The sequence below is a fragment of the Cryobacterium sandaracinum genome (assembly GCF_004403415.1).
GTDB lineage: Bacteria > Actinomycetota > Actinomycetes > Actinomycetales > Microbacteriaceae > Cryobacterium > Cryobacterium sandaracinum.
This window is the reverse complement of record NZ_SOGO01000034.1, coordinates 18,060-39,712: the sequence shown is the minus strand read 5'-3', so window position 1 is coordinate 39,712 and position 21,653 is coordinate 18,060. Positions and strand designations below refer to the sequence as shown.

Genomic DNA, 21,653 nt, shown 5'->3' with positions numbered 1-21,653 from the left:
GTCAGCTTTTCCCCTCCGGGTCGCCTGGCCGAATTACACTGAAGCATGACTTCCGCTGGCTATGCCGAGATCGAACGCACTTTCGACGTCAACCCGGCGACGACGCTGCCGCCCCTGCACGACCTGCCGGGCGTCACCCACGTGGAGCCGCCCGTCGAGCACCACCTCGATGCCCTCTACTACGACAGCATCGACTTGGTCCTCGCCAGCCGGCGGCTGACCCTGCGCCGCCGCACCGGGGGAGTCGACGCCGGCTGGCACCTCAAGCTCCCGGTCGCCGTTGACGAGCGTCGCGAGATTCGGGAGCCGCTGGGCGAGCACCCGGAGCACATCCCGGAGGCCATCCTCAACCTCGTGCGCGCGGTGCTCCGCGGCCGCACACTGGTGCCCGTGGTGCGGCTGCGCACCCGACGCACGGTGCACGAACTCGTCGGCGAGGACGACCAGGTGCTCGCCGAGGTGTGCGACGACGAGGTGCAGGCCGACCGGCTCGCGCCGGAGCCGCTCAGCCAGACCTGGCGGGAATGGGAGGTCGAGCTCGTGCACGGCTCCCGCGACCTGCTCGACGCCGCCCAGGTGCGGCTCGCGTCGGTCGGCGTGGAGCCATCCGGAACCCCGTCCAAACTTGCCCGCGCCCTCGGCGACGCTCTGCCGCCCTTCGTCACGGTCCCAGTACCTCGGCCGACCCGCAAGAGCTCCGCCGGTGCCGTGCTGCTGAAGTACGTGCACGAACAGGTGCGGGCGATCGGCACTCAGGATGCCCGGGTCCGAGAGAACGACGTGGACGGCGTGCACCGGATGCGCGTGGCCACCCGCCGCCTGCGCTCGGTCCTGTCCACTTACCGGGACTGTCTGGACACCGCGGTCACCGGGCCTCTCCGCAACGAGCTGCGCTGGCTGGCCGGCTCGCTCGGCGCCGCCCGGGACGCGGAGGTGATCCGGCAGCGCCTCGCCCACCGGCTCGGGCAGGAACCGGCCGAACTCGTCGTGGGTCCGCTGACGGAGCGCATCGACGAACATTTCGCGGCGGTCATCCGGGGTGCCTGCAGCCAGACCCTCGCCGCCCTCGACTCCGAGCGGTACTTCCGGCTGCTCGACACACTCGACGCCGTGCTGGCCGCCCCGCCGCTGCTCCCTCCGGCGGACAAGCCCGCGAGCATCGTCATCCCCGAACTGATCCGCGCGGACTGGAAGCGGCTGCGCGCATCCGTTTTCCTGGCGCAAGGCACCCCGTCGGGCGCTGTGCGCGACGAGGCGCTGCACGAGGCGCGCAAACGGGCCAAGCAGCTGCGCTATGCGGCCGAGACGGCCACGCCGCTGCGGCGCAGCCGAGCGGTGCGGCTCGTAGCCGCGGCCCGGCAGGTGCAGGACACCCTCGGCGACCATCAGGACAGCGTCGTCGCCCGGGAGAAGCTGCTCCGGCTCGGCATGGCCGCGTACCTGCAGGGTGAGAACGCCTTCAGCTACGGTCGGCTGCACGCAGTGGAACAGAACGGGGCCGCCGCCGTGGAGGCGCGTTTCTTCCGCACCTGGCGGGACTTTCCCAAGGCCTCGATCGCGAAATAACTTAGTCGAAGCCGAGGCTGAGCTTGCGCAGCAGGGTCGCGAGACCGGCCTGCTCGCTCGGCGACAGCATGGCGAGCAATTCGGCCTCGGCGTCGACCAGCCGGGTGATGGCGGCATCCACCCGGGTGAGCCCGGCCGGGTTCATCCCCACGAAAATGCCGCGTCCGTCATTGGGGTCCGTGCGCCGGGTGACCAGCCCGCGCTCGACGAGCCGGTCGATCCGGTTGGTCATCGTGCCGCTGGAGACCAGCGTCTGCTGCAGCAGGGCCTTCGGGCTCAGCTCGTAGGGTGCCCCCGCGCGGCGCAGCGCCGAGAGCACGTCGAACTCCCAGGAGTCCAACTCTGAGCGGGAGAACGCGGTGCGGCGGGCGCGGTCCAGGTGCTTGGACAGACGGGCCACGCGCGACAGCACCTGAAGCGGTGCGAAGTCAAGGTCGGGCCGTTCGCGCAGCCAGGCGTCAACGATCCGGTCGACTTCGTCATGTGCGGGCATCCGTCTATTATCCCGCTCGGGCACGCCAACCGGCGCAGGAGCGCGTCCCAGGAGCGCCGGGGCGCGCTATCGGCGCGATATCTGGCAGACTTGTCACCGTTGGTCGGCCCGCGGTCGACGAATTCCGCCGTGGTGTAATGGCAGCACGACAGCCTTTGGAGCTGTTAGGTCTAGGTTCGAGTCCTGGCGGCGGAGCACTGCATGGCGTCACCATCCGGTCTTCCCCGGGCGGCTCCACCGAAGCTAGAGGAAACCCCGTGACTGATTCCCGACTCGCAATCGTCGTGCTGGCCGCCGGCCAGGGCACCCGCATGAAATCAAGCACTCCGAAACTGCTGCACGAGTTGGCCGGTCTGCCCATTCTCAGCCATGTGCTGGCGACCTCCCGCGCCCTCGAAGCGGCACATGTCGTCACCGTGGTGCGCCACGAGCGCGACCAGCTGGCCGCCCTCGTCGGCAAGGACCTGCCCGAGAGCCTGATCGTCGACCAGGACGAGCTGCCCGGCACCGGACGGGCCGTGGAGCAGGCCATCACCGCTTTCCCCGATGACTTCGAGGGCGACGTGCTCGTGGTCAGCGGCGACGTGCCGCTGCTCAACGCGGCCACGCTGGCCAGTTTCGTCGCCGCGCACCGCGACCGGGACGTCTCGGCCACCGTGCTCTCTTCCTTTCCGGAAGATGCCACCGGCTATGGCCGCATCGTGCGCTCCGAAGAGGGCGCCTTCGACCGCATTGTCGAGCAGAAGGATGCGACGGCCGAGGAACGTGCCATCTCCGAGACGAACGCCGGGGTCTACGTCTTCCGCGTAGCCGAGTTGCGCGAGCAGCTGGCCAACGTCACCACCGAGAACGCGCAGGGAGAGAAGTACCTCACCGACGTGGTCGGGCTGCTGCGCCAGGCCGGGGCCGAAGTGCGGGCCGTGCCGGTCGCCGACGCCTGGCTGGTGGCCGGCATCAACGACCGGTCCCAGCTCAGCGAGACCGCGCGCCAGCTGAACGGCCTCATCGTCTACGGCTGGCAGCTGGCCGGCGTGACCGTGCAGGATCCTGCCACCACCTGGATCGACCTCAAGGCGAAGCTGGCTCCGGATGTCATCATCCGGCCGGGCACGCAGATCCTCGGTTCGACCGTGATCGAGACCGGTGCCGTGATCGGCCCGGACACCACCCTCCTCGATTGTGAAATCGGCGAGAACGCGGTGGTGAAGCGCACGGATGCGACGCTCGCGGTCATCGGCGCCGGCGCATCCGTCGGTCCGTTCGCCTATCTGCGCCCGGGCACGAATCTGGGCGCTGACGGCAAGATCGGTACCTTTGTCGAGACCAAGAACGCGACCATCGGCGTGGGTAGCAAAGTGCCGCACCTCAGCTACGTCGGCGACGCGACCGTGGGAGTGGGATCGAACATCGGGGCCGGCACGATCTTCGCTAACTACGACGGTGTGACCAAGAACCACAGTGAGATCGGGTCCCACGTGCGCACCGGGTCGCACAACGTGTTCGTCGCGCCGATTAGGATTGGGGACGGGGCGTACACGGGTGCCGGAACAATCGTCCGTAAGGACGTGCCGGCCGGGGCCTTGGGCCTCACCGTGGCCCCACAACGCAATATGGACGGCTGGGTACAGACCAACCGCCCAGGAACCGATGCGGCGGCGGCTGCGGCAAAGAGTGGAGACTAGGTGTCTGGAATCAAGACCAGCGGCGAAAAGCGACTTGTATTGGTTTCGGGGCGAGCACACCCGCAACTGGCACTGGACATCGCCACGGAACTTGGTACCGAACTCGTTCACACCGACGCACGCACCTTCGCGAACGGCGAGATCTACGCGCGATTCGATGAGAGCGTGCGCGGCTCGGACACCTTCGTGATCCAGTCGCACACCGACCCGATCAACGAGTGGCTGATGGAACAGCTGATCATGGTCGACGCGCTCAAGCGGGCCTCCGCCAAGCGCATCACGGTCGTGGCGCCGTTCTACCCTTACGCCCGCCAGGACAAGAAGGGCCGCGGCCGCGAGCCGATCTCGGCCCGGCTGATCGCCGACCTGTTCAAGGTCGCCGGAGCCGACCGGATCATGGCCGTCGACCTGCACGCCGCCCAGATTCAGGGCTTCTTCGACGGCCCCGTCGACCACCTCTTCGCCATGCCCGTGCTGCTCGAGCACTTCAAGGAGAAGCTCGACCCGGCCACCCTGACTGTCGTCTCGCCCGACATGGGCCGCGTGCGCGTCGCCGACATCTGGAGCGACAAGCTCGGCGCCCCGCTGGCCATCATCCATAAGCGTCGCGACCCGAAGGTCGCCAACCGGGTCTCCGTGCACGAGATCGTCGGCCAGGTCGAGGGTCGCGTCTGCCTGATCGTCGACGACATGATCGACACCGGCCGCACAATCGTTCTCGCCGCCGAGGCCCTGCGCGCCGCCGGCGCGATCGGCGTCGTCGTCGCCGCCACCCACGCCGTGTTCAGCCACCCGGCGCTGGAGCTGCTGCAGAATCCCGCGATCTCCGAGGTCGTCGTCACCGACACCCTGCCGATCCCCGAGGAGAAGCGCTTCCCCACGCTCACCGTACTGCCGATCGCGCCGCTTCTGGCACGGGCCATCCACGAGGTCTTCGACGAGGGTTCCGTCACCTCGATGTTCGAGGGCGCCGCATAGCCGCGGGCCCTTCGCACAGCGAACCCCGGCCGGTCGTCGACGGATGTCGGTGACCGGCCATCAGTCTGTCGGGGCTCAGTCCTGATCGGGACCGGGTCTACACCGGCATCTCGGTGCTGGGCGCCCGGGGCGCCGAGGGAATGATGCCGAGCGGCACGACATACGTCTCGCGCTCGTTCAGATCGATCGCGTAGCACTGCCAGCCGAAGCCGCCCGGACCGTTCAGCTCGAAGCGGGCGTCGAAGTCGACGGCGCCCGGATAGTACCGAGCCGTGGCCACGCTGCACGCATTGGCGGCCGTGGTCGTTGCCACCTGCACGCTCGTCAGGATGCCGGGCACGATCAGCGCCACGAGCCCGAGCACGACGACGATGCGCATGATCAGGAGGGTGCGCGGACTGCGCAGGGGCCGGCCGGCATCCAGCGGCTCGTAACCGGAGAGTTCGGGGTGGTCGTCGCTCGTCATCAGGCTCCCAGTATCGCAAACAAGGCTGCTTCGTGCTGAACCTCCCCAACAGTTGCCCCAGCGGACGACTGTTGCCGGTGTGCGGGCAACAGTCGTCCGCTGCGGCAACGTTTGTTCCGCCGGGAGCGACGCGGCCACCCCTCCCCAGGCTCCCCGGGCCGCGCGGGCCCCACGGAACACGGGGGAGCGGCACCGTACCCGCTTCACACCGCGAACCTCGGCAGATGGCTGACGCGCGAATCGACGAGCACACCGGACTGTACCTCTCGGGCGGGGCCGCCGCCACAGAGTCAGACGACCGGCACTTTCGGCGCGAGGCGCAGTTCGGGAGGAGTGCACTACGGCTACGCCGCGGTGTCTTCACCACGACGGAACACTGGGGGCCGCTCCCACCGCGACAGAGGCACCTCGCCGAGATCCGCGCGGTCGTCGCCACGCGAATGCGCGACCCTCTGATCAGCCATCAATCGGCGGCGGCCGTGTGGGGGATTCCCCTGGCCGAGGCCTGGCCGAGCACGGTGCACGTGCTCGCACCACCGCAGTCCCGGGCGCGGAGCAAGAATGGCGTGACGGTCCACCGCATCGACGTTCCCGACGGTGACATCGTCGACATCGACGGGATGCTCGTGACCAGTCCCGCGCGCACCCTGCTCGACCTGGCGCGCACCAGGAGTTTCGCCACAGCCGTCGTCGCGATCGATCATGCCCTCAATCCGCGAAGTGCATCCCCGGAGGTCTTCCTGACGGACGAGGTGCTGCGCGAGAAACTCCAGGAGTCGGTGTCGCCCCGGGGGTGGGTGAAGGCGGAACGGGCCATCCGCTTCGGACGGCCCAATGCGGACAACCCGGGTGAATCGCTCAGTCGCGTGGCGATCTTCGAGCTGGGCTTCCCCGATCCCCTGCTGCAGACGTGCCATCGCAACCCTCGCGGCGGCTTCTATTTCACCGACTTCGAGTGGCCGGCCTATCGTCTGATCGGGGAGTTCGACGGGCAGGGCAAATACCTGAAGGCGGAGTATCTCCGGGGACTCACGCCCGGGGAGGCGGTCACCCGGGAGAAGGTGCGCGAGGATGACCTCCGCTCGGAAGGCAATCGCATGGCCCGCTGGGGTCCCTCCGATGTGCGCCAGCGCGGGTCGCTCTTGCGCATCCTCACAACCGCAGGCCTCCCGGTCCTCCGATAATCTGCCGGCTGACACACAGGTGTTGCCAGCGCATAAAACTGTTGCCGGAGCGGACAACTGTTGCCGGTGTGCGGGCAACACTCGTCCGATCCGGCAACAGTTGCGCCACCGTAGGAGCGGCTCTAGTGCGAGGAGCCCTCGGTCTTGATCTCGCTGCGGTCCCCCGACCACAGGGTATGGAAGGTTCCGGGCATGTCGACGCGCTTATAGGTGTGCGCGCCGAAGAAGTCGCGCTGGCCCTGCACGAGTGCGGCGGGGAGCCGTTCACTCGCGAGCGAGTCGAAGTAGCTGAGCGCCGACGCGAAGCCGGGAACCGGGATGCCCGACAGTGCCGCCGTCGAGACCACGCGGCGCCACGCCGACTCGCCGTCGGCGACGGCCTGGGCGAAGTACGGGTCGGCGAGCAGGGAGGCGATCGACGGGTCGTTGGCGTAGGCGTCGACGATGCGGTTCAGGAACTGGGCCCGGATGATGCAGCCGCCGCGCCAGATCGTGGCGATGGCGCCCTTGTCCACGGTCCAGCCGTACTTCTTCGCACCGGCGATGATCGCGTCAAAGCCCTGGGCATAGGCAACGACTTTCGACGCGTAGAGCGCCTGGCGCACGTCGTCTTGGAAGGTGTGGCCGACGACGGCGATTTCCGGGCGCGCGGTGATGGCGGCGCGCACGGGGACGCGCTGCTCCGGATGGCTGGACACGGCGCGGGCGAAGACGGCCTCGGCGATGCCGCCGACGGGCACGCCCAGGTCGAGCGCGTTCTGCACGGTCCACACGCCGGTGCCCTTCGAGCCGGCCTCGTCGAGCACGACATCGATGAATGGCAGGCCGGTCTTGGCGTCGTCCTGGCGCAGCACCTCGGCGGTGATCTCGATCAGGTAGCTCTCGAGGTCACCCTCGTTCCACTCGGTGAACACATCGGCGATGGCGGCGGGGGAGTGCCCGGTCACCTTGCGGAGCAGGTCGTAGGCCTCCGCGATGAGCTGCATGTCGGCGTATTCGATGCCGTTGTGGATCATCTTGACGAAGTGACCGGCGCCATCCGTGCCGATGTGAGTGACGCAGGGGACGCCGTCGACGACGGCTGCGATCGATTCGAGGATCGGGCCGAGGGTCTTGTAGGCCTCCACCGAGCCGCCGGGCATAATGCTGGGGCCCTTGAGGGCACCCTCTTCGCCGCCGGAGATGCCGGCCCCGACGAAGTTCACGCCCGTGGCGCGCACCTCTTTCTCGCGGCGGATGGTGTCCTGGAAGTCGGCGTTGCCACCGTCCACGATGATGTCGCCGGGCTCGAACAGGGTGGTCAGTCGGCTGATCACGGCATCCGTGCCCGCACCGGCCTGCACCATGATGATCGCGGTACGCGGCTTCTGCAGCGACGCCACGAACTCCTCGATGGTCTCTGAGGCGACGAAGCCGGCCTCGGGGTGCTCGGTCGTGAGCAGGCGGGTGCGCTCGGGGGAGCGGTTGAACACCGCCACGGTGTTGCCCGCACGGCTGGCCAGGTTGCGGGCGAGGTTCGAGCCCATCACCGCCAGTCCCACTACGCCAATGTTTGCCTGTGCTGCGCCGGTTTCGGCCACGTTTGCTCCTTCAGCTATCTGTTCTCAGAACTCCTTCAAGGCTAGTCGCTCGGCCCATGGCCGTGACGTGGAGTGACGCGGGCGGCGCCGGTGACGGATGCCGCTGCGCGCGTTCGCCGCGCGCCGTCGCCTCCGCTAGACTTACGAGTTGAACTTCGGCGAGGGCTGCCGCCCGCCGGGAAACCGAGGGTGCGGCATCCGTTATCGACGCGGCGGAATGCTTCACGGCCTTTCCTCACGCTGACACGCGTTCGAGTTGAAAAATGAACCAGTACCCACCTTTGCGGGCATCGTCCGCAAACCAGATCTGGGCCGTAGCGGTCCGCAAGGAGAAACACCATGGCTGACGCCACCAACAAGATTGTCGCCGACCTGCGCGTGAAGTTCGGCAAGGGTGCTGCCCGCAAGCTGCGCGTGCTGGGCAAGATCCCCGCCGTCATGTACGGCCACGGCACCACCCCGGTTCACGTCGCGCTCCCCGCGCACCAGATCGGCCTGCTGCTGCGCCGCGCGAACGCAGTCCTCGAGCTGGACATCGACGGCAAGAGCCACCTGACCCTGGTCAAGGACGTCCAGAAGGACCCGTTCCTCCAGATCATCGAGCACCTCGACCTGATCGTCATCCGAAAGGGTGAGAAGGTTCAGGTCGAGGTTTCCGTGCACCTGAACGGCGAGTCGGCCCCCGGCACCATCGCCGACCTGGACACCAAGACCCTCCTGCTCGAGGTCGAGGCCACCAGCATCCCGCAGAACCTTCCGGTCTCCATCGAGGGCCTCGAAGACGGCGACCAGATCCGCGCGAAGGACGTCGTGCTCCCCACGGGCGCCACGCTCATCTCCGACGAAGACGCCGTCGTCGCGTTCGTGCACCTGCCGGCCGAGGAAGAAGAGGAAGAGGAAGAAGAGGCCGAGGCCGCCGAGGGCGACGCCGAGGCCGCTCCCGCCGAGTAGTCATCCCCTTCTGGTTTCGTCGTAAGCGGAGGATTCCCCTGGACGACAATCTTTGGCTCGTAGTCGGGCTCGGCAACCCCGGGCCCGACTACGCCGGTCACCGACACAATGTCGGCCACATGGTGGCTGCCGTGCTCGCCGACCGCCTGTCGGCGGCTTTCAGGAACCACAAAACGAATTCGTCGGTCGCCGAGGGGCGCAGTTTCCCCGGGGGGCCGAAACTGGTGCTGGCCAAGCCGAACACGTTCATGAACGTGTCCGGCGGGCCGGTGGCCGCGCTGCTTCGCTTCTACTCGCTGGAGCCCGCGCACCTGATCGTCATCCACGACGACCTTGACCTCCCGTTCGACACGATGAAGATCAAGGTCGGCGGCGGCCACGGCGGCCACAACGGCCTGCGCGACATCATCGCCGCAGCGGGTACGAACGAGTTCATCCGCATCCGCGTCGGCATCGGGCGCCCGCCTGGCCGGCAGCCGGCCGCGGACTTCGTGCTGCACGACTTCACGTCCCCGGAACGTTCGGCTCTGCCCAACCTGTTGACGGATGCCGCCGACGCGATCGAACTCATCGCAGCCGAGGGCGTCACTGCCGCGCAGCAGAAGTTCCACGCCCCCTGATTCCCCTTGATCGCCCGGGTTGGCTGTCAGCTGGGTTGCGTAGAATGCTCCGGTGACTCTCCAGGGCTTAATTGCCACACTTTCGCGCGCCTCCACATTCGACAATGCCCTCGCCTTCGCGAACCGGAACGTCGATTTCTCTCTCACCGAGGGGCTTCGCGCCCCGCTGCTCGCCGCCCTGCTCGAGCAGCGCACCCGGCTGGGCAAGGCCCCGGCCCTGCTGCTGATCACCGCCACCGGGCGGGAGTCGGAATCGCTGCACGAGAACCTTGCCTGCTTCGCCGCCGACGCCGAGATCATCGACTTCCCGGCCTGGGAGACGCTGCCGCATGAGCGGCTCAGCCCCAGCGCCGAAATCGTCGGCAAGCGCCTCTTCGCCCTGCGACGGATGCGCGAGTGGGAGGAGAGCGCCCCGGCCGCCCGACGCCCCCTGATCGTCATCGCCTCCGTGCGCGCCGCGCTGCAGCCTGTGGCCGACAACCTCACCGACTACGAGCCGATCGACCTGGTCGCCGGCCAACGTGGTCACGACCTCTCCGCCATCGCACGTGAGCTCGTCAACGTTGCCTATGCCCGGGTGGACATGGTCACGCGGCGCGGTGAGTTCGCGGTGCGCGGCGGCATCCTCGACGTCTTCCCGTCGATCGCCCCGCACCCTTTCCGGGTGGAGTTCTTCGGGGACGAGGTCGAGCAGATCCGCGCGTTCTCGGTCGCGGACCAGCGCTCCTTTCCTGCCCCGGTCGACTCGGTGAGCCTGCCGCCGAGCCGCGAGCTGCTGCTCAGTCCCGCCGTTCGGCAGCGGGCCCGTGAGATGCAGCACGAGTTCCCGAGCCTGTCCGGCCTGCTCGCGAAGATCGCCGAGGGCATCCCGGTCGAGGGCATGGAGAGCCTCGCACCTGCTCTCGTCGACCGGCTCGTGCCGATCACCCACTATCTGCCCGCGGAGGCGGCCGTCGCCGTCATCTCGCCCGAGCGCGTCGCATCCCGGGCGATCAGCCTGGCCGAGACCAACCGGGAGTTCTTGGGCGCGGCGTGGAGCGCCGCGACCGCGGGCGCCGAGGCGCCGATCGACCTGGAGTCGGGCGACTTCCTCACCCTCGGGCGGCTGCGGGAGGCCGTGCAGTTCAGTGCACCCGGCGCCCCGGCGTCCGCGCACGTGTGGTGGACCCTGAGCTCCTTCCAGGCGGCGCCGACGGATGCCCCGGTGCTGCCCGAGCACCGGGAACTCGACGACCTGCTCACGGTGCGGGTCGAGGGCGACGCCGTGCCGAGCTTCCAGGGCAGCGTCGAGGGCGCCGTCGGTCACCTGGCCGAGCGGCTGAAGGCCGGCTGGACCGTCGGCATCGTCGCCCAGGGTGCCGGGCTGGTCGAACGCGCCGCCGACGTTCTGGCCGAGCGGGAGCTGCCCGCCCGGATCGTCACGGAATGGCCGAGCCGACCCGAGGCCGGTATCGCCTACCTGCTGAAAGCATCCGTCGACCACGGTTTCGAACTGCCGGAGACGAAATTCTCCCTGGTCAGCGAGTCCGAATTCTACGGCCGCACCGTGGGCTACGACGCGCGCCAGGTGAAGAAGCTGGCCAGCCGGCGCAAGAACGTCGTCGACCCGCTGCAGCTGAAGGCCGGCGACCACGTCGTGCACCAGACCCACGGCATCGGCCGGTTCATCGAGCTCACCCAGCGTGAGGTCTCCAGTGGCGGGCGCAACCCGGTCAAGACCAAGCGTGAATACCTCGTGCTCGAATACGCGCCGTCGAAGCGCGGGCACCCGGGTGACAAGCTCTACGTGCCCACCGACCAGCTCGACCTGGTCAGCCGCTACGTCGGCGGGGAGGCGCCGACGCTCAGCAAAATGGGCGGCAGCGACTGGTCGGCCGCGAAGACCAAGGCGCGTCGTGCCGTGCGGGACATCGCCGTCGAACTCGTCAAGCTCTACTCCGCACGGATGGCCAGCAAGGGCCACGCGTTCGGGCCGGACACCCCCTGGCAGCGCGAGTTGGAGGAGGCGTTCCCGTTCGCCGAGACGCCCGACCAGCTCACCACCATCGACGAGGTCAAGGCCGACATGGAACGGCCCATCCCGATGGACCGGCTGCTCTCCGGCGACGTCGGGTTCGGCAAGACCGAGGTGGCCGTGCGCGCCGCCTTCAAGGCGATCCAGGACGGCAAGCAGGTCGTCATGCTGGTGCCGACGACCCTGCTCGTGCGCCAGCACATGGAGACGTTCCAGGAGCGCTTCGCCGGATTCCCGGTGCACCTGCGCGCGCTCAGTCGATTCCAGACCGAGAAGGAATCCCGCGAAACCATGGCGGGCATGCTCGACGGCACCGTCGACCTCGTGATCGGCACCCACCGGCTGCTGTCGGACTCCATCGTGTTCAAGGACCTGGGCCTCGTGATCATCGACGAAGAGCAGCGCTTCGGCGTGGAGCACAAGGATGCGCTGAAGAAGCTCAAGACCAACGTGGATATCCTCGCGATGAGCGCCACGCCCATCCCGCGCACGCTGGAGATGGCGGTCACCGGCATCCGGGAGATGTCCACCCTGGCCACCCCGCCGGAGGACCGGCACCCGATCCTCACCTTCGTCGGACCGTACTCCGACCGTCAGGTGGCCGCGGCCATCCGGCGGGAGCTGCTGCGGGAGGGCCAGATCTTCGTCGTGCACAACCGGGTGTCCAGCATCAACCGGGTGGCCGCGAAGCTGGCCGAGCTCGTGCCGGAGGCACGGATCGCCGTGGCGCACGGCCAGTTGCCGGAGGCACAGCTGGAACAGGTCGTCGTGGACTTCTGGGAGCGCAAATTCGATGTGCTGGTCTCGACGACGATCATCGAAACCGGCCTGGACATCGCCAACGCGAACACGATCATTATCGACCGCGCCGACAAGTTCGGGCTCAGCCAGTTGCATCAGCTGCGGGGGAGGGTCGGCCGCGGCCGGGAGCGCGCCTACGCCTATTTCCTCTACGACGAGAACAAACCGTTGACTGAGATCGCCCACGACCGGCTGTCGACCATCGCCGCGAACAACGAACTGGGCGCCGGCATGCAGGTGGCGTTGAAGGACCTCGAAATCCGCGGCGCGGGCAACCTGCTCGGCGGCGAGCAGGCCGGGCACATCGCCGGGGTCGGCTTCGACCTTTACCTGCGAATGATCGGCGAGGCCGTGAGCGCCTTCCGCGGCGACGTCGCGGAGGGCCAGACGGAGCTGCGGCTCGAACTGCCCGTCGACGCCCACATCCCCGAAGACTACGTCGACAGCGAGCGGTTGCGCCTCGAGGCCTACCAGAAGCTGTCCGCCGCAAGCTCGCCGACGGCCGCGAAGGACCAGATCGACCTGGTCCTCGACGAACTCACCGATCGCTACGGCGAGCCGCCCCAGCCGGTGCAGAACCTCATCCTGGTCTCCCGGCTGCGGTGGCTGGCCCAGCAGGCCAGTCTCGGCGAGGTCGTCGCGATGGGTTCGAACCTGCGCGTGTCGCCGGCGAACCTCGCCGACTCGATGCAGGTGCGCCTGCAGCGCATGTACCCCGGGTCGCGCTACTTCACCCAGAACGGTGCGCTGACCGTGCCCATGCCGCGCATCAACGGGGAACCGCTTGGGGATGCGGCGCTGATCGCCTGGGCCGGCAACCTACTCGACGCTCTCTTCCCGCGTCCCGTCGTCGCGGTCGCGTAGCCCGCCGCGGCCGGGTGGCCCGTCGCGATCGCTTGACGAGTGGCCGTGGGTCCGACCCGTCTTTCAGCGGTTCCGTCCCGAACGAATTCGACGGAGATTCTGTCCAAATCGGACGTAAACACACCTAGAGTGCGCTCTTTCGAGAAAATCTCCGTCGAATTGGTACGACGCCGGATACTCCACTCAGGTCTCCGGTGCGCCGCTGCCAGGCATCGGGCGCAGGATCGCGGCGGCGGCCCGCAAACGGCTCCGGGTACCCACGATGAACACTGGGTCGCCTACCCGGCGCTCGCCGGCCACCGTGAGCTCCCGCCGCATCCCGATGCCTGGCAGCGGCACCTCCGTGAAAATCATGGCGCCGGCATAGACCGGGACTGGGGCTCCTCACGGGACGGATCAGGCCCCGCAGACTCCGTCAATTCCGGGCGATTAGTGTTGTCACGTGTCCCCTACAGAGAATCCCACCGCCCCGGCATCCGCCTCGGCATCCGCCTCCAATCTCGACGAACTCGTGCGCGTGGTGGCTCTCCTGCGTGCACCGGGCGGATGCCCGTGGGACGCAGAACAGACCCACGAGTCTCTGGTGCAGTACCTGACCGAAGAGACGCACGAGCTGATCGAGGCGATCGAGTCGGGCAGCCGCGACGAGATGCTCGAGGAGCTCGGCGACGTGCTCTACCAGGTGGTCTTCCACGCCGACCTCGCGGCGCACACCGCGGGCGAAGACTTCGACATCCACGATGTCGCCGCGCATATGACCGCGAAAATGGTGGGGCGGCATCCGCATGTCTTTGGCGACCTGAACCTGGAAACGGCCGACGACGTGGCCCTCGCTTGGGACGACTTCAAGGCTGCGGAGAAGCCCTCCCGCACGAGCGTGCTCGACGGGATCCCGCAGGGCATGCCGGCCCTCGCGCTCGCCGACAAGGTGCTCGGCCGAGCCCGGAAGATCGGGCTGCTCGGCACCGAGGCCGCGTTCCCGCTTCCGATCGAGACCGAGGGCCAGCTCGGCCCGCTGCTGCTGGCCATCGTGTCTGCGGCCAAGAGTCAGGGGCTCGACTCCGAACGTGCCCTGCGCACGGCCCTCCGCGGTCTGCAGGAAGAGATCCGCGAGGCCGAGACGACGGATGCCGGCGACGTTTCCGACGCCGGCATCATCGGCCTGCCCGGCTGAGGCTTGCGCGAAGGCCTGCGCTGAGGCCACGCGGCGGTGCCGACAGGGCGGTGGCGGAACAGTCCAACCATGAGCCAGACATCCGTCAATGGTCTTCTGTCCGCTCAGATCGGTGACGAATTCGATGCCTCGCAGCAGTTCAGCGCCATCGCCGTCTGCTTCGCATCGCCCTGGCGCTGGCCCAGGAGAAGCAGGTCACAGCGCAGGCCGAGGAAGTGGCCTGGATGTCCACCCTCCTGACCATCGCCAGGGCGCCGGTGACAACCACTTCGACATCTTGCACTACATCGCATGAGAGACCGTGTCGGGCGTCCCGGCGGAAATCGACGGGCCGACCCGAACTGACACAATTGGGGCTATGGCAACACCAGTGACCCCTCCCCGCGGCATGCGCGACTTCCTCCCCGCCGACAAGGCGTCCCGGGAACACGCACTGGCCGTGATCCGGCGAAGCTTCGCGGCGCACGGCTTCGACGAGATCGAGACCCCGGTGATGGAAGACGCGGCCCGGCTGCACTCCGGGCTCGGCGGCGACAACGAGAAACTCGCCTTCGCCGTGCTGAAGCGTGGGTTGAAGCCGACGGATGCCGCGGCCGCCGCCGCATCCGGCGACCTGCTCGGGCTGGCCGACCTGGGCCTGCGGTTCGACCTCACCGTTCCGCTCGCCCGGTTCTACGCGACTCACCGGGCGGAACTTCCGACGGTGTTCCGGTCCATCCAGATCGCGCCGGTCTGGCGGGCGGAGCGTCCGCAGAAGGGCCGCTACCGGCAGTTCGTGCAGTGCGACATCGACATCATCGGCGAGTCCGGCCTGCTTGCCGAGATTGAGCTGATCACCGCGACCGCCGCCGCGCTCGACGCCCTCGGCCTGACCGGGTGCTCTATCCGCGTCAACGACCGCCGCATCCTGACCGCCCTGCTCGCCCATTGGAGCGTGGCTCCCGAGCTGAACGAACGCGCGCTGATCGTGATCGACAAACTCGACAAGATCGGCGTCGACGGGGTTGTCACGGAGCTCGCCGGCCTGGGCATCGCCACCGACGGCGTGGCCGATACCCTGACCCAGATCGCCGATGCCGGCTGGACGGCCGCCGAGCCGACGCCGCCGGCCTGGCTCAACACGGACGCCTTCGCCGACCTGCTCGCGCTGCGCGCCGCGATGCCCGAGGTTCGGCTCGTGTTCGACCCGACCCTCGTGCGCGGGATGGGCTACTACACCGGCACCATCTTCGAGATCTCACACCCCGATCTCGGCTACTCCCTCGGCGGCGGCGGCCGGTACGACGGCATGATCGGCCGCTTCCTCGGCACCGAGGTGCCGGCCTGCGGGTTCTCGATCGGGTTCGAGCGCATCGTCGACCTGTTGGGCGTGGATGCGGCATCCGCTGAGAACGCCGTTGTACTGGTGTACGACAAGGGAACAGACCCGGCCCGGCTCGTGGCGCTCAAGCGAACACTGGTCGAACAGGGCCTCCGGGTGCGGCTCGAACAGCGCACCAAGAACGTCAAGGCGCTGCTTGAACGCGCGGCCGGAGCCGGTTACGGGCGCTACGCGTTCGTCGGGGCGGATGCCTCCGGCGCGGGCGAACTCGATTTCCGTCCCCTCGGCGGCTGAGGCCAGTCGCTAGACTGTTATGGGATTGGAACACGGCGCTGTCTTCCTCGATTCCTTCAGACCAACACCCCAACAATTAAAAAAATATAGGAAACAGGAGATAGCTGTGGCTCTCATTGAGGCAGTAGTAGCGCGCGAGATTCTTGACTCCAGAGGCAACCCGACCGTTGAGGTCGAGGTATTGCTTGATGACGGTTCGGTCAGCCGTGCCGCCGTTCCGTCCGGCGCATCCACCGGTGCGTTCGAGGCTTACGAGCTGCACGACGGCGACAAGTCACGTTATCTGGGCAAGGGCGTCCGCAAGGCCGTTGACGCTGTCATCGACGAGCTCGGCCCGGCAGTCGAGGACCTCGACGCCGCTGACCAGCGCATCATCGACGCCGTCCTGAACGAGACCGACGGAACCGACAACAAGCACCGCGTCGGCGCCAACGCTATCCTCGGCGTCAGCCTGGCCGTCGCCAAGGCCGCCGCGACCTCGGCCGGCCTGCCGCTGTTCCGCTACCTCGGTGGCCCGAACGCACACACCCTTCCGGTCCCGATGATGAACATCATCAACGGAGGCTCCCACGCCGACAACGACGTGGACATTCAGGAATTCATGGTCGTCCCACTCGGAGCCGAGTCCTTCGCCGAGGGCCTCCGCTGGGGCACCGAGACCTACCACGCCCTCAAGGCGCTGCTCAAGTCCAAGGGCCTCTCTACCGGCCTCGGCGACGAGGGTGGCTTCGCCCCCAACCTGCCGAGCAACCGTGCCGCTCTCGACCTCATCGTCGAAGCCATCCAGAACGCCGGCTACACGCCCGGCAAGGACATCGGTCTGGCGCTCGACTGCGCCGCCTCCGAGTTCTACAAGGACGGCGTCTACCACTTCGAGGGCAAGGAACTCACCGCCCTGGAGCTGTCCGCGTACTACGTCGAGCTCGTTGCGGCCTACCCGCTCGTCTCGATCGAAGACCCGCTCGAGGAAGACGACTGGGACGGCTACGTTCACCTCACCGCCGAGCTCGGAGACAAGGTCCAGATCGTCGGCGACGACCTCTTCGTGACCAACCCGGTGCGCCTTGCCAAGGGCCTGGCCCTCGGCACCGCGAACTCCATCCTGGTCAAGGTCAACCAGATCGGCACCCTGACCGAGACGCTTGACGCGGTGTCCCTCGCGCAGCGCGCCGGTTACACCGCCGTCATCTCGCACCGCTCCGGTGAGACCGAGGACACCTTCATCGCCGACCTCGCGGTTGCGACGGATGCCGGCCAGATCAAGACCGGAGCACCCGCCCGCAGCGAGCGCGTCGCGAAGTACAACCAGCTGCTCCGCATCGAGGAAGAGCTGGGCGAGGCCGCCGTGTACGCGGGCCGCTCTGCCTTCCCGCGCTTCAAGGCGTAGTTCGACTGGAGCTCTCGGAGCGCGGGTTCACCCAGCGGCTTCGGGAGCTCCATTTTTTTGTCTGATTGCGGTTAGGGTTCCAGTGCGGGACAACCGCGACCAGCGATTCACGAAGGGAGTTGCCGTGGCCAGGAAACGCGCCGAAGAACAGCCCGTCGCGCTGCCCCCGACCGAGACCGCGGCCGCTCGCTGGCTGCGCGGCCTGCGCCTGTCCGGGTTTTCGCTGGTGATGATGGGCCTCCTGATCATGGCCGTGATCGTCCTGGCGCCCGGCATCCGCACCTACGCCGACCAGCGCCAGCAGATCGAATCGCTCACGGCGGCGGTCGAGGCCCAGCAGGGCGCCGTGGAAGAGTTGAAGAGTGAGCGGGAACGCTGGAACGACCGCACCTACGTCACCACGCAGGCCAGGGACCGACTGTCCTATGTGCTTCCCGGCGACGTGAGCTTCCTCGTGATCAACGATCTGGCCCTGCCCGTCGCGGGCGACACGGCCGCACCGGTCGCCACCCCCACCATCCAAACCACCAACGTCGATTGGCTCTCCTCCATGTTCGCCTCCGTAATGACGGCCGGTCTGGCTCCCGAGGCCGCGAAATGACCAGGCCTCCCTTCGATTCGGTCACCGAGGACGACATCACCATCGTCTCGGCTCAGCTGGGACGCCCGGCCCGCAACGTCGTGGGCATCGCCGCGCGCTGCGTTTGCGGCGCCCCGACCGTGGTGGCGACGGCGCCGCGCCTTGCCGACGGCACCCCCTTCCCCACGCTGTACTACCTGACGCACCCCGCGGCGACCGCCGCGCTGTCGTTCCTCGAGGCCACCCAGGTGATGAACGAGTACAACCAGTTGCTGGCCGATGACGAGCAGGTGCGTGCCCGCTACCGGCGTGCGCATGAGGGCTTCCTTGCCGACCGCGAGATCCTGGGCACGGTTCCGGAAATCGTCGGCATCTCCTCCGGTGGTATGCCCGAACGCGTGAAATGCCTGCACGCGCTGGCCGCCCACTCTCTGGCCGCAGGCCCCGGAGTGAACCCGATCGGAGATCTGGCCCTCGGCCGGGCGGCCTGGACGCCCGCCGTCTGCGAGTGCCTCGACTACACCACGGCCGACGAGTGACCCGCTCCGCCTGGCGTCGGATCGGCGCGGGCGTCGCCCTGGGCCTGACCGTGGCGCTGGGCGGGGCTTTCGTTGCACCGACCGCGCCGGCCTTCGCGGAGAACACGCAGGTGCGTGACCTTGAGTACTGGCTCAATGACTACGGATTCACCCAGGCCTGGAATACGACCCGTGGCGCGGGCGTGACGGTGGCCGTCATCGATACGGGTGTCGCCGACGTCGCCGACCTCGCCGGTGCGGTCGTCGGCGGAACGGATGTCTCCGGGCTCGGCTCCACCAATGGGCAGACGCCCGTCGGAGAAGGCAGCGAGCACGGGACTCTGGTGGCATCCCTGCTGGCCGGACGCGGCACGGGTGAGGGGTCCGGCGTGCTGGGAGTGGCTCCCGAGGCGTCGCTCCTGGCCGTCTCGGTGGCCTTCGGCACCAGCGACGCCACCCTCAGCAACGACGACCAGATCGCCGAGGGCATCCGCTGGGCCGTCGACAACGGCGCCGACGTCATCAACATGTCCCTCACCCGCAACACCTTGGACTGGCCGCCGAGTTGGGACGACGCCTTCCTCTACGCGTTCGAGAACGACGTCGTGGTCGTCGCCGCCGCCGGGAACCGAGGCAGCGGCACCACCGAGGTCGGAGCCCCGGCCACCATCCCTGGGGTGCTCACGGTCGCCGGTGTCGACCGCAACAAGGGCGCCAGCTTCGACGCGTCCTCGCAGGGCATCACGATCTCGGTGGCCGCGCCCAGCGAGCAACTCGTGGGCGTCGTTCCGGGCGGCGGCTACGTGCAGTGGAACGGCACCAGCGCGGCCGCGCCCATCGTGTCGGGCCTGGTCGCCCTGGTGCGCGCCGCCTATCCCCGCCTCGATGCTGCGGAGGTGATGAACCGGGTCATCGAAACTGCCGACCCGAACGGGCGGGTCGTGCCCAGCCCGATCTACGGCAACGGTCTGATCGATGCCGCGGCGGCGGTCACTGCGGCCGTGCCGGCATCCACGAGCCCGGAACCGGCCGCCCTGCTGGAGGAGTGGATCCGGGTACACCGGCGGGCGGACACCGAGGTCGAGCCCACGCCGCAGACCGCCACGCAGGTGCCGGTCGCGCCGCAGGAAGACCCGGCGTTGCCTGCCCCCAGCGTCGTCGCGGCATGGTTGCCCAGCCCGCTCACGCTGACGTATGTCACAGTGCCGCTCCTCGTCCTGGTCGGGTTTGGTACTCTGGTAACGCTGCTCGGCACCGGGGCCACTCGGCACATCAAGCGAATCCGGTCAAAACGGTAAGTTTTCGTGCAGCCAAATCATGTAGGAGGACTTTCATAGTGCCCAAAATTCTTATTGTCGGTGGCGGCTACGCCGGGTTCTACACCGCGTGGAAGCTGGAGAAATGGCTTCGCGCCGGCGAGGCCGAGGTCACCATGGTCGACCCTCTGCCGTATATGACCTACCAGCCGTTCCTGCCGGAGGTCGCAGCCGGCTCCATCGAGGGTCGCCACGCCGCAGTCGCGCACCGTCGTCACCTCAAGAAGACCAACGTCGTGACGGCCAAGGTCACCCACATCGACCACGCCACGAAAACCGCGACCATCACCCCGCCCATTGGCGAGCCCTACGAATTCGTCTATGACGTCGTCGCGGTGACGGCCGGCGCCGTGTCGCGCACGTTCCCGATCCCGGGCGTCGCGGACCAGGCCATCGGTCTGAAGACCATCGAGGAAGCCGTCGCCATCCGTGACCGCGTGCTCACCAACTTCGACAAGGCTGCCCAACTTCCGGCCGGCCCCGAGCGCGACCGCCTGCTCACCTTCGTCGTCATCGGCGGGGGCTTCGCCGGCATCGAGGTCTTCGCAGAGCTGCGTTCCTTCGCGTCATCGCTGCTGAAGTCCTACCCGCAGATCGGGTTCGACGACACCCACTTCCACCTGATCGAGGCGATGGGGCGCATCATGCCCGAAGTTTCGCTGCCGACCAGCCTCTGGGTCATCAAGCACCTCGACGAACGCGGCGCGCAAATCCACCTGAACACGCAGCTGACCAGCTCGGTCGACGGCAAGGTCGAACTGTCCACCGGTGAGAGCTTCGAGACCGATCTGATCGTCTGGACAGCCGGAGTCATGGCTAACCCGGCCATCGTGCGCCACACCGACCTGCCGATCGAAGATCGTGGTCGCCTGCAGGTGCGCCCCGACCTGCGCGTCGGAACCGATGACGAGATCATCGCGGACGCCTGGGGCGCCGGCGACATCACCGCCGTTCCCGACCTGAGTGGCGGGGGAGTGGGCGGCTTCTGCGTGCCCAACGCTCAGCACGCGGTTCGCCAGGGCAAGCTCCTCGCGAAGAACATCGTCGCGGTGCTGCGCGGCGAGAATCCCGAGGAATACCTGCACAAGAACTTGGGTGCCGTCGCCGGCCTCGGCATCGGTTCCGGTGTCTTCCAGTCCGGCAAGATCGCCATCACGGGTCTGCCGGCCTGGTTCGCCCACCGCGGCTACCACGGCTTGGCCATGCCCAGCTGGGAGCGCAAGCTGCGCATCATCTGGGGTTGGATGAACAACTTCTTCCTCGGTCGCGACATCGTCTCGTTGGCCGCGGTGCAGAACCCGCGGGCCACGTTCGCGGAGTTCGCCTCGCGGCCCAAGCCGGTCGTGGATTCTGCCGCTCCGGCCAAGGCTCCGGTGACCGTCGCCGCATCGGCCAAGGCAGCGGCCACCGTAGCCGGCCCCGGCACGGGTCCCGCCGCCAAGGCAACGGCGCGTGCACCCCGAGCCCCGCGAAAGACCGCGGCCGACAAGGCTGCGGAAGTCGCTCCGGCAGGGACGACCGAGAAGGCCGCGGCGACCGCAGCCGTCAAGTAACAGCGTCTGCGGGCGTCACCGAGAGAAACCGATGACGCCCGCAGCCCCTACGCTTGAGGCGTTCGGTTTCGCCGGGCGTGCCCCCGTAGCCCAATGGCAGAGGCAGACGACTTAAAATCGTCACAGTCTGGGTTCGACCCCCAGCGGGGGCACCACACGGTACGTCACAGCGTCATCGCGTCACCGCGTCACCGCGTCACGGCCCCGACTCCCGCCGCCCGGGCGACAGCATCCATGCATCGTCGTTCAACCTGCCGGCAGACCCTGAACGGATGCCGCGGTAAATCCCTGCCCCCGGTCTGTGCCGGGTG

Annotated in this window: 18 protein-coding genes and 2 tRNA genes; 16 read left to right on the top strand and 4 right to left on the bottom strand. The window is 68.0% G+C overall.

The genetic code is table 11. From position 1 onward, the window contains the following. Positions 1-45 precede the first annotated feature (45 nt). Positions 46-1,566: a CYTH and CHAD domain-containing protein gene (locus tag E3T25_RS12380; protein WP_134343490.1), complete on the top strand. Its 1,521-nt coding sequence runs from the start codon at positions 46-48 to the stop codon at positions 1,564-1,566. Position 1,567: 1 nt separating this feature from the next. Here E3T25_RS12380 and E3T25_RS12375 read toward each other — a convergent pair whose 3' ends face one another. Next, the gene (locus E3T25_RS12375; RefSeq protein ID WP_104100822.1) at positions 1,568-2,059 is read right to left on the bottom strand and encodes a MarR family winged helix-turn-helix transcriptional regulator; all 492 of its coding nucleotides are present in this window, start codon (positions 2,057-2,059) and stop codon (positions 1,568-1,570) included. A gap of 123 nt (positions 2,060-2,182) precedes the next feature. On the opposite strand from E3T25_RS12375, the gene E3T25_RS12370 reads away from it, so the two are divergent. From E3T25_RS12370 to E3T25_RS12360, 3 genes are all read left to right on the top strand, one after another. Further along, a tRNA-Gln gene (locus tag E3T25_RS12370) sits at positions 2,183-2,254 on the top strand. A 62-nt stretch (positions 2,255-2,316) separates the two neighbouring features. Beyond that, positions 2,317-3,741, top strand: a complete 1,425-nt coding sequence (gene glmU / locus E3T25_RS12365; RefSeq protein WP_134374538.1) for a bifunctional UDP-N-acetylglucosamine diphosphorylase/glucosamine-1-phosphate N-acetyltransferase GlmU — start codon at positions 2,317-2,319, stop codon at positions 3,739-3,741. Next, positions 3,742-4,719, top strand: coding sequence for a ribose-phosphate diphosphokinase (locus E3T25_RS12360; protein ID WP_104100824.1), 978 nt, complete (start codon positions 3,742-3,744; stop codon positions 4,717-4,719). 97 nt (positions 4,720-4,816) lie between these two features. On the opposite strand, the gene E3T25_RS12355 is transcribed toward E3T25_RS12360, so the two are convergent. Continuing rightward, positions 4,817-5,185 (bottom strand): hypothetical protein, encoded by a 369-nt coding sequence (locus tag E3T25_RS12355; RefSeq protein ID WP_104195394.1) that lies wholly within the window; start codon positions 5,183-5,185, stop codon positions 4,817-4,819. Between the two features lie 224 nt (positions 5,186-5,409). Between E3T25_RS12355 and E3T25_RS12350 the strand changes: the two genes are divergently transcribed. Next, the gene (locus E3T25_RS12350; RefSeq protein ID WP_134343489.1) at positions 5,410-6,369 is read left to right on the top strand and encodes a type IV toxin-antitoxin system AbiEi family antitoxin domain-containing protein; all 960 of its coding nucleotides are present in this window, start codon (positions 5,410-5,412) and stop codon (positions 6,367-6,369) included. A 122-nt stretch (positions 6,370-6,491) separates the two neighbouring features. Here E3T25_RS12350 and gndA read toward each other — a convergent pair whose 3' ends face one another. Next, a complete protein-coding gene (gene gndA, locus E3T25_RS12345) occupies positions 6,492-7,895 on the bottom strand; it encodes an NADP-dependent phosphogluconate dehydrogenase (RefSeq protein WP_241980854.1) in 1,404 nt (467 codons plus the stop codon). Between the two features lie 393 nt (positions 7,896-8,288). Here gndA and E3T25_RS12340 point away from each other — a divergent pair, with 393 nt between their 5' ends. Genes E3T25_RS12340 through mfd form a run of 3 tightly spaced genes read left to right on the top strand, consistent with a single transcriptional unit; the run spans position 8,289 to position 13,199 of the window. Beyond that, positions 8,289-8,900: a 50S ribosomal protein L25/general stress protein Ctc gene (locus E3T25_RS12340; protein ID WP_134343487.1), complete on the top strand. Its 612-nt coding sequence runs from the start codon at positions 8,289-8,291 to the stop codon at positions 8,898-8,900. A gap of 38 nt (positions 8,901-8,938) precedes the next feature. After that, on the top strand, positions 8,939-9,520 hold the full coding sequence (gene pth, locus E3T25_RS12335) for an aminoacyl-tRNA hydrolase (protein ID WP_134374534.1): 582 nt from the start codon (positions 8,939-8,941) through the stop codon (positions 9,518-9,520). Positions 9,521-9,572: 52 nt separating this feature from the next. Then, positions 9,573-13,199, top strand: coding sequence for a transcription-repair coupling factor (gene mfd, locus E3T25_RS12330; RefSeq protein WP_134343485.1), 3,627 nt, complete (start codon positions 9,573-9,575; stop codon positions 13,197-13,199). 183 nt (positions 13,200-13,382) lie between these two features. On the opposite strand, the gene E3T25_RS16860 is transcribed toward mfd, so the two are convergent. Continuing rightward, positions 13,383-13,553 carry a hypothetical protein gene (locus E3T25_RS16860; RefSeq protein ID WP_158250261.1) on the bottom strand — a complete coding sequence of 57 codons (171 nt, stop codon included), beginning with the start codon at positions 13,551-13,553 and terminating at the stop codon, positions 13,383-13,385. An 88-nt stretch (positions 13,554-13,641) separates the two neighbouring features. On the opposite strand from E3T25_RS16860, the gene E3T25_RS12325 reads away from it, so the two are divergent. The 8 genes from E3T25_RS12325 (at position 13,642) to E3T25_RS12290 (ending at position 21,497) form a co-directional block, all read left to right on the top strand. Next, on the top strand, positions 13,642-14,373 hold the full coding sequence (locus tag E3T25_RS12325) for a nucleoside triphosphate pyrophosphohydrolase (RefSeq protein WP_134374532.1): 732 nt from the start codon (positions 13,642-13,644) through the stop codon (positions 14,371-14,373). 358 nt (positions 14,374-14,731) lie between these two features. Further along, a complete protein-coding gene (gene hisS, locus E3T25_RS12320) occupies positions 14,732-15,988 on the top strand; it encodes a histidine--tRNA ligase (RefSeq protein ID WP_134374530.1) in 1,257 nt (418 codons plus the stop codon). 106 nt (positions 15,989-16,094) lie between these two features. Next, on the top strand, positions 16,095-17,375 hold the full coding sequence (gene eno / locus E3T25_RS12315) for a phosphopyruvate hydratase (protein ID WP_104170826.1): 1,281 nt from the start codon (positions 16,095-16,097) through the stop codon (positions 17,373-17,375). 124 nt (positions 17,376-17,499) lie between these two features. Next, the gene (locus E3T25_RS12310; protein WP_134374528.1) at positions 17,500-17,976 is read left to right on the top strand and encodes an FtsB family cell division protein; all 477 of its coding nucleotides are present in this window, start codon (positions 17,500-17,502) and stop codon (positions 17,974-17,976) included. Beyond that, complete coding sequence (locus tag E3T25_RS12305) at positions 17,973-18,494, top strand: DUF501 domain-containing protein (RefSeq protein WP_104100835.1); 522 nt, start codon at positions 17,973-17,975, stop codon at positions 18,492-18,494. The genes E3T25_RS12310 and E3T25_RS12305 overlap by 4 nt, the downstream gene beginning before the upstream one ends. Beyond that, positions 18,491-19,771, top strand: a complete 1,281-nt coding sequence (locus E3T25_RS12300; RefSeq protein WP_198415662.1) for a S8 family serine peptidase — start codon at positions 18,491-18,493, stop codon at positions 19,769-19,771. Before E3T25_RS12305 ends, E3T25_RS12300 begins: the two co-directional genes overlap by 4 nt. Before the next feature lie 38 nt (positions 19,772-19,809). Then, on the top strand, positions 19,810-21,342 hold the full coding sequence (locus E3T25_RS12295; protein WP_104100836.1) for an NAD(P)/FAD-dependent oxidoreductase: 1,533 nt from the start codon (positions 19,810-19,812) through the stop codon (positions 21,340-21,342). A gap of 79 nt (positions 21,343-21,421) precedes the next feature. After that, positions 21,422-21,497: transfer RNA gene (locus E3T25_RS12290), tRNA-Leu, on the top strand. Positions 21,498-21,653 lie beyond the last annotated feature (156 nt).

What these genes read in the sequence shown, in the direction of transcription:
- E3T25_RS12380 (WP_134343490.1), top strand. Translation starts at nt 46, where the DNA reads ATGACTTCCGCTGGCTATGCCGAGATCGAACGCACTTTCGACGTCAAC.
- E3T25_RS12375 (WP_104100822.1), bottom strand. Translation starts at nt 2,059, where the DNA reads ATGCCCGCACATGACGAAGTCGACCGGATCGTTGACGCCTGGCTGCGC.
- E3T25_RS12355 (WP_104195394.1), bottom strand. Translation starts at nt 5,185, where the DNA reads ATGACGAGCGACGACCACCCCGAACTCTCCGGTTACGAGCCGCTGGAT.
- E3T25_RS12350 (WP_134343489.1), top strand. Translation starts at nt 5,410, where the DNA reads ATGGCTGACGCGCGAATCGACGAGCACACCGGACTGTACCTCTCGGGC.
- gndA (WP_241980854.1), bottom strand. Translation starts at nt 7,895, where the DNA reads ATGGGCTCGAACCTCGCCCGCAACCTGGCCAGCCGTGCGGGCAACACC.
- E3T25_RS12340 (WP_134343487.1), top strand. Translation starts at nt 8,289, where the DNA reads ATGGCTGACGCCACCAACAAGATTGTCGCCGACCTGCGCGTGAAGTTC.
- E3T25_RS16860 (WP_158250261.1), bottom strand. Translation starts at nt 13,553, where the DNA reads ATGATTTTCACGGAGGTGCCGCTGCCAGGCATCGGGATGCGGCGGGAG.
- hisS (WP_134374530.1), top strand. Translation starts at nt 14,732, where the DNA reads ATGGCAACACCAGTGACCCCTCCCCGCGGCATGCGCGACTTCCTCCCC.
- E3T25_RS12305 (WP_104100835.1), top strand. Translation starts at nt 17,973, where the DNA reads ATGACCAGGCCTCCCTTCGATTCGGTCACCGAGGACGACATCACCATC.